The following is a 7,020-nucleotide window of genomic DNA, read 5'->3' on the forward strand; positions in this document are numbered from 1 at the left end:
CGCTGATCCGCCCCCGCGATCAGTTGGACGTACGGCACCGGTCCAGGAGTTCCGCGCCGGCGGACTTCACCTCGTCCAGCAGCAGCCGCAGGTCCGCCTCGGTGGTGGTGGGGTTCAGCAGGCAGGCCCGGAGCATCTCCCGGCCGCGGTACACGGCGCCGGTGACGAAGACCTCCCCGCGCCGCTGGACGGCCGCCGGGAGCAGGGAGTTGAGCCGCTGGAGCCCGGCCTCGTCCAGCCCGGCCGGGCGGTGGCGGAAGGCGACGATGGAGGTCTCGACGGGGGCGAGCAGCTCCAGCTCCGGGTCCTGCTCGATCCACTCGCCCAACCGCCGGGCCTGCGCGGTGCAGTGCGCGATGTCCCGGGCGACGCCGGAGCGGCCGCGGTGGGCAATGGACGCCCAGACCTTCAGCGAGCGGAACGGGCGGGTCTGCTCGGTGCCGTACTCGGAGAACCAGCCGAGGTCGCCGGCCGCGTCGTCGCGCAGGTAGGAGGGGACGAGGCTGAAGGTACCGCGCAGCTCCTCGGCGTCGCGCACCAGGGCGCAGCCGCAGTCGACCGGGACGCCCAGCCACTTGTGCGGGTCGAGGGCGAGCGAGTCGGCCCGCTCCATGCCCGCGTAGCGGTGCGCGATGGTCTCGTCCAGCACGCCGAACGCGCCGTACGCGCCGTCGACGTGGAACCACAGGCCCTCGCGCTCGGCCAGGTCGGCGATCGGTCCGAACGGGTCGACGGCGCCGGTGCCGACGGTGCCGGCGGAGGCGACCACCAGGAAGGGCAGCCGGCCGGCCGCGCGGTCCTCGGCGACCGCGGCCGCCAGGGCGTCCAGGACGAGGTGGCCGTCGGCGTCGGAGGCGACGGTGCGCAGGTGCCTGGAGCCGAGGCCGAGCAGTTCGGCGGCCTTGCGCACGCAGCTGTGCGCCTCGCCGGTGACGTAGCCGACCAGCGGGGGCATGCCCGCCAGGCCGTCCTCGCGGACGTCCCACCCGGCCTTGCGGGCGGCGCGGCCGCGGGCCGCGGCGAGGCAGACGATGGTGGCCATCGAGGTGCCGGAGGTGAGGATGCCGCCGCCGGGCGGGTGCGGGAAGCCGACCAGTTCGGCCGTCCAGCGCACCACGGCCCGCTCCAGGTGGACGTCGGCGTGGTCGCCGCCGGCCGAGCTGGGGTTCATCGCGCTCGCGGCCAGGGCGGCGAGCACCCCGGCGGGCTGCGGGGCGGAGTTGACCCAGCCGAAGAAGCGCGGGTTCCCGTTGCCCATCGGGTGCGGCATGATCCGCCGCCCGACGGTCTCCAGCAGCTCCGTCAGCGGGGCGCCGTCCTCGGGCAGCGGGAGGTCGAGCAGCGCGGCCCGCTCCGCCGGGTCCATCGGCTGCCACACCGGTCGGTCGGGCAGCGCGTCGAGGTAGTCGGCCACCAGGTCTGCGGCCGCGTGCGCGGCCCCGCGGAAGTCGTCGTTCACACCCGGCATCGTATGCGCAGGTGGGCGCGGTCGACCGCGCCCACCTGGGGGAAGAGCCGGAGGGGTCAGTCCAGGGTGGTGGACAGGCCGCCGGCCGAGCGGCAGTAGCCCTGGATCTGCTTGTCGGTGATCTGGGCGCACAGGCGTCCGGCGGCGCCCGCACTGGTGTCGTTGACGGTGTAGTAGCTGACCAGGCCCTGGGTGCAGGCTTGGCGCTGCCAGGTGTCCTTGGGGGTGGCGCACTGCTGGGCGGCCCAGTCCGGGCGGTCCAGGTTGTACTTCATGATGCGCGATCCGGCGCCGCGCGAGCAGTCCTGGGCACCACCGCCGGCCTGCGCGTTCAGGCACCACTGGAGGGCCTGGGGGAAAGCCTCGGGGTGGTTGGCGTAGTCGTGCGAGGAGAGGAAGAAGGTCGGCGCGTAGAAGAAGCAGGCCGACTGGTAGAGGGCGGGCTGCTCGGGGCACGGGTAGAGCGGTTCGGCGGCGAGCTTGTCGGCCGGGAGGTTGGCCTTGGCCTTCTCGTCCTCCTCGTCGGGCGCGAACAGCTGCATGAAGACGCCCTCGGAGCAGGTGATCCGGCGGCTCTGGCTGGGGAACTTGTCGCACAGCGCGCGGGCGGCCGGGATGTCCTGCTTGGTGACGAACATGATGCCGTGGCCGACGCCGTGGATGCACGGGCCGGTGTTGGCCGGGGCGCACAGGGTCAGGATGTCGCTCTGCGGGTCCTTGGAGTTGGCGAGCATCTCCTCGACCGCGCCGTGCAGGTAGCCCGCCGCGCAGGTCTCGTGCGGGAAGGAGATCACCTTCTGGAAGTCCTGGTGGTAGCGCTGCACCGCGGCGTGCCCGAGCTCGTGCGCGATCGGGTGGCAGAACCGCACCGTGTACGGCTTGTCCTTGGAGATCCTGTCGAGGTCGGCGAGCGCCACCCCGGGGTCGGTGGCGTCCATCTCGGCCATCAGCTTGTTGCGCAGGGTCGAGCGCGTCCACACGGCCGGATCGCCGGTGGGGGAGGGCGAGGGGGCGGGGGAGGCGGCGGTGTCGGGCACGGCGCCGGGGCGCTGGGCGCCCGTGCCTGCGGCGGTGGCGGCGGACTTCGGCGTCCAGTCGGTCACCAAGACCGACCCGAGGCCGAGCACGGCCAGCAGGACGGCGGTGACGACGGCGAACACGCGCGGTTGCATGACGGACGTTCCCCCTGTGATCGACACGGACAGTACGCGGCCCATCCTGCGGGGTGACCGCCGGAAACCGGGCCAGGAACACCGCCGACGGGGTCGGATGCCCGCCACGATCACCCGAACACCGTCCGCCCACCGTCCTCCAACGACGGCCCCACATCATAGGTGCCGCCCGCACCCGCCCGTTCGACCGTCGTCCCTCCCCACGCCGCGTCCGGCGGAAAGGTCGCACCGGGCGGCCACCGCTGGTGGTCCTGCCCGAATTCGGGCAGGATCTTTGGCAAATGAACCCTTCCCACCTAGGCTCCCCGATCGTGCCTGCCTCACCGCACCCTCATGAGGACCTGCTCGCCCACCTCGCCCGGACCACCGCGCTGTCCCCGGGGGAGGCCGCGCGGGTCGTCGCGGAGGTGCTGGCGTACTTCGCGGAGACCACCGAGGAGTACGTCCGCCGCCGCCACGGTGAGCTGCAGGCCCGGGGGCTGACCAACGAGCAGATCTTCACCCGCCTGGGCGGTGAGCTGGCCGCCCGCCGGGTGGCCGCCCCGCAGCTGTCGGTGCGTCAACTGCGGCGGATGGTCTACGGCTGACCGGACGGCCCCACCCGGACCACCCACGACTGACAGGAGCCCCACGTCATGTGCGGAATCGTGGCCTACATCGGCCCCAAGGACGCCTCGCCCTTCCTGCTGGAGGGGCTGCAGCGGCTGGAGTACCGCGGGTACGACTCGGCGGGCGTCGCGGTGGTCGCGCCCGCGACCAAGTCCGTCCCCGCCCGGCTGCGGGTGTGCAAGGCCAAGGGCCGGGTCGCCGACCTGGCCGCCGCGCTGCCCGCCCGCTTCAAGGGCTCCGTCGGCATCGGCCACACCCGCTGGGCCACCCACGGCGTCCCCTCCGACGCCAACGCCCACCCGCACACCGACGGCGAGGGCCGGATCGCCGTCGTCCACAACGGCATCATCGAGAACGCCGACGAACTGCGCGCCAAGCTCACCGCCGACGGCGCGGTGTTCCGCTCCGAGACCGACACCGAGGTGCTCGCCCACCTGGTCGCCGCGCACCGGGCCGACGGCGGCGAACTGGAGGACGCGGTGCGGGCCGCGCTCAAGCTGGTCGTCGGCACCTACGGCATCGCGGTGCTGGACGCCGTGCAGCCCGACCGGATCGTGGTGGCCCGCAACGGCAGCCCGATCGTGCTCGGCATCGGCGAGAAGGAGATGTTCGCCGCCTCCGACGTCTCCGCGCTGGTCCGCTACACCCGCCAGGTCGTCCACCTGGAGGACGGCGAACTCGCCACCGTCCGCGCCGACGGCTTCCGCACCTTCACCGAGGACGCCCGCACCGTCACCCGGCAGCCCTCCACCGTCGACTGGGAGGTCGGCTCCTACGACATCGGCGGCTACGACCACTACCTGCTCAAGGAGATCCACGAGCAGCCCGGCGCGGTCGAGCGCACCCTCTCGGGGCGGCTGGACGAGCGCTTCGCCACCGCGCACCTGGGCGGCCTCAACCTGGACGCCCGGGAGCTGCGGGAGATCCGCCGGGTGAAGATCCTCGGCTGCGGATCCGCCTACTACGCGGGCGAGATGGGCGCCCAGCTGATCGAGGAGCTGGCCCGGATCCCGGCCCACTCCGAGCCCGCCTCCGAGTTCCGCTACCGCAACCCCGTCATCGAGGCCGACACCCTGTACGTCGCGGTCAGCCAGTCCGGCGAGACCTACGACACGCTGGCCGCCGTCCAGGAGGTCAAGCGCAAGGGCGGCCGGGTCCTCGGCGTGGTCAACACCGTCGGCTCGGCGATCGCCCGCGAGTGCGACGGCGGCCTCTACCTGCACGCCGGGCCCGAGATCTCGGTCGCCTCCACCAAGGCGTTCACCTCCACCGTGGTCGCCTTCGCGCTGCTCGCCCTGCACTTCGGCCGCATCCACGACCTCTCGCCCGCCGACGGCCGGCGCATCGTCGCCGGGCTCAAGGCGCTGCCCGGCCAGATCCGCGAAGTGCTGGAGCAGGAGAAGGAGATCGAGGCGCTGGCCGCCGAGTACGCCCACAGCCGGGGCATGATGTTCATCGGCCGGGTCCGGGGCTACCCGGTGGCCCGGGAGGGCGCGCAGAAGCTCAAGGAGATCTCCTACGTGCACGCCGAGGCGTACCCCACGAGCGAGTTGAAGCACGGGCCGCTCGCGCTGATCTCCCCCGAGCTGCCGACCGTCGCGCTGGTGCCCGACGACGAACTGCTCGACAAGAACCTGACCGCGCTCGGCGAGATCAAGGCCCGCGAGGGCCGGGTGCTGGCCGTCGCCCACCGCCCGATCGGGGCGCGGCTGGCCGACCACTGCCTGGTCGTGCCGAAGAGCGAGCCGGAACTCGACCCGCTGCTGCTCAACATCCCGCTCCAACTCTTCGCCTACCACGCGTCGGTGGCCCTCGGCCGGGACGTCGACAAGCCGCGCAACCTGGCCAAGAGCGTGACGGTGGAGTAGCGCGCGCACACGCGGACGGGGCCCGGGGAACACGTCCCCGGGCCCCGTCCGCGTGCTGCTGGTCAGGCGTGTCGACGCGACCAGAACGGGGTGACCAGGAGGATCAGGACGGCGGCGGCGCCGATCTGGAAGATGTGCCGGATCCAGTCGATGCCGTCGGTGTCGGCGACGCCGAACGCGCTCGCCAGGAAGTTGCCGATGATGCCGCCCACGACGCCGAGCAGGATGGTGAGCCACAGCGGGATCGGCTGGCGGCCGGGAATGACCAGCTTCGCCAGCAGACCGATGATCAGACCGGCGATGATCGCCCAAAGGATCGACATGGTGTGCCTCCTCGTCTCGCGGATTGGCGGCCCCGGTGGCGCCGCAGCACCCGCATGCCCGGCGAACCGCCGGTAATGCCTGCGAGTTCCACGAATTTCACGAGCGCCGCCGCCGGCATGGAACCGCGACGGCCGGGCAGCCGCCCCGGGCGGTCGGGGGCGGAGCGCCCGCCCCCGGGAACCGCCCGAGCGGAGGGACGAGCATGGGTGAGCAGTCGGATCAGGTGAACGTCTGGACCTACCGGGACGCGTCCGGCCACGAGGTGGGCATCGACCTGATCGGCTTCCACGTGGAGGCCGAGGACGGGGCGATCGGCAAGGTGGACCGGATGGCGGAGGACTTCGGGCCGCAGTACCTGGTGGTCGACACCGCGCCGTGGATCTTCCACCACCGCGTCCTGCTCCCGGCCGTGACGGTCCGTGGGATCGACCTGGAGCGGCGCACCGTCCGGGTCGACCGCACCAAGGAGGAGATCGGGGCCGCCCCGCCGCTGGTCGAGGCCGACCGCCACACCGACCACGACCTGCGGGCCGAACTGGCCCTCTACTACGGCCCGTTCTACGGCAACCGGCTGCCCTGAGCGGCCGCTCCAGCACGTGACCAGCGGTTCTTGCCAACGCGGGCAGGTGGCCGACCATCCGGGGTCAGCAAAAGGTCAGCAAGCTTCCGGAGGTACCGTCCGCCATGGCGACCACAGGTCTCATCCGCGGGATGGGCAGCTTCTTCAAGGAGTGCGAGCACCCCGAGTCCCGCTGGAGCAAGTGTCCCCACGAGTACAGGATCAGGTACCGCAACGCGACGGGGCAGCAGACCGAGGAGTCCGGCTTCGCCACCCAGCAGAAGGCCATGACCCGGCTCGCCGAGGTCTACCACGCGCGCAAGGACTCCCCGCAGAGCCAGCGCAAGGCGGAGCGCGTCCAGAAGTACGGTGGGATGCAGTTCTCGGCCTACGCCGCCGAGTGGCTCAAGGGCCAGCGTCACCAGGGTCCGGCCTCGCTGCGGATGCTCGAGTCCACTCTGAAGCACCACCTCCTCCCCACGTTCGGCGCCCAGTTGGAGGGGATCAGGGCCGCCGGTGACGAGGCCTTCAACCTGGTCGCCGAACTCATGAGCGGCTGCGGCCTGCGCAACGGCGAGGCACTGGCGGTCAACGTCGACAACATCGTCGCCGACGACATCTACCGCGTCACCGAACAGGTCAACCAGGCCACCAAGACCTACGCGCGACTCAAGCACCGCAAAGCCGACGAGTACCGCGACGTCCCCCTGCCCGCCCGTACCAAGCGCGCCATCGAGAAGTACGCGGACACCCATGGCACCGTCGACGGCTACCTGCTGCGCCACCCCCAGGACATCAGCCAGCCCATGCCGCACCACACCGTCGACCGACGGTGGCGAAAGGTCAGGACCTCCGGGCGGGTTGACGTCCCCGAGGGGATGGTCCTCTACGGCCTGCGCCACTTCTTCGCCTCGAACTGCCTCAGCCCGGATCCACCGAGCTGATTTCTGGGTGATGGTTTCGGCGGTCTTGTCGGGGTGACCGGCTGGAGGGTGTGGGGTGTCCGCTGGTCTGCCCAGC

At 72.0% G+C, this 7,020-nt stretch carries 7 protein-coding genes; 4 read left to right on the forward strand and 3 right to left on the reverse strand.

What is annotated here, in order from left to right; translation table 11 throughout:
• Positions 1-19: 19 nt before the first annotated feature.
• A complete protein-coding gene (locus OO48_RS22115) occupies positions 20-1,468 on the reverse strand; it encodes a pyridoxal phosphate-dependent decarboxylase family protein (protein WP_033218938.1) in 1,449 nt (482 codons plus the stop codon).
• Positions 1,469-1,524: 56 nt separating this feature from the next.
• Complete coding sequence (locus OO48_RS22120; RefSeq protein WP_033218940.1) at positions 1,525-2,640, reverse strand: hypothetical protein; 1,116 nt, start codon at positions 2,638-2,640, stop codon at positions 1,525-1,527.
• Between the two features lie 281 nt (positions 2,641-2,921).
• Between OO48_RS22120 and OO48_RS22125 the strand changes: the two genes are divergently transcribed.
• Complete coding sequence (locus OO48_RS22125; protein WP_051732463.1) at positions 2,922-3,227, forward strand: hypothetical protein; 306 nt, start codon at positions 2,922-2,924, stop codon at positions 3,225-3,227.
• 48 nt (positions 3,228-3,275) lie between these two features.
• Positions 3,276-5,117, forward strand: coding sequence for a glutamine--fructose-6-phosphate transaminase (isomerizing) (glmS, locus tag OO48_RS22130; protein WP_033218942.1), 1,842 nt, complete (start codon positions 3,276-3,278; stop codon positions 5,115-5,117).
• A gap of 62 nt (positions 5,118-5,179) precedes the next feature.
• Here glmS and OO48_RS22135 read toward each other — a convergent pair whose 3' ends face one another.
• The gene (locus tag OO48_RS22135; RefSeq protein WP_033218944.1) at positions 5,180-5,440 is read right to left on the reverse strand and encodes a GlsB/YeaQ/YmgE family stress response membrane protein; all 261 of its coding nucleotides are present in this window, start codon (positions 5,438-5,440) and stop codon (positions 5,180-5,182) included.
• 203 nt (positions 5,441-5,643) lie between these two features.
• Here OO48_RS22135 and OO48_RS22140 point away from each other — a divergent pair, with 203 nt between their 5' ends.
• A complete protein-coding gene (locus OO48_RS22140; protein WP_033218945.1) occupies positions 5,644-6,021 on the forward strand; it encodes a ribosome maturation factor RimM in 378 nt (125 codons plus the stop codon).
• Between the two features lie 104 nt (positions 6,022-6,125).
• Complete coding sequence (locus OO48_RS22145) at positions 6,126-6,944, forward strand: site-specific integrase (RefSeq protein WP_157845507.1); 819 nt, start codon at positions 6,126-6,128, stop codon at positions 6,942-6,944.
• Positions 6,945-7,020 lie beyond the last annotated feature (76 nt).

The organism is Kitasatospora phosalacinea (genome assembly GCF_000716545.1).
Classification (GTDB): Bacteria; Actinomycetota; Actinomycetes; order Streptomycetales; family Streptomycetaceae; genus Kitasatospora; species Kitasatospora phosalacinea.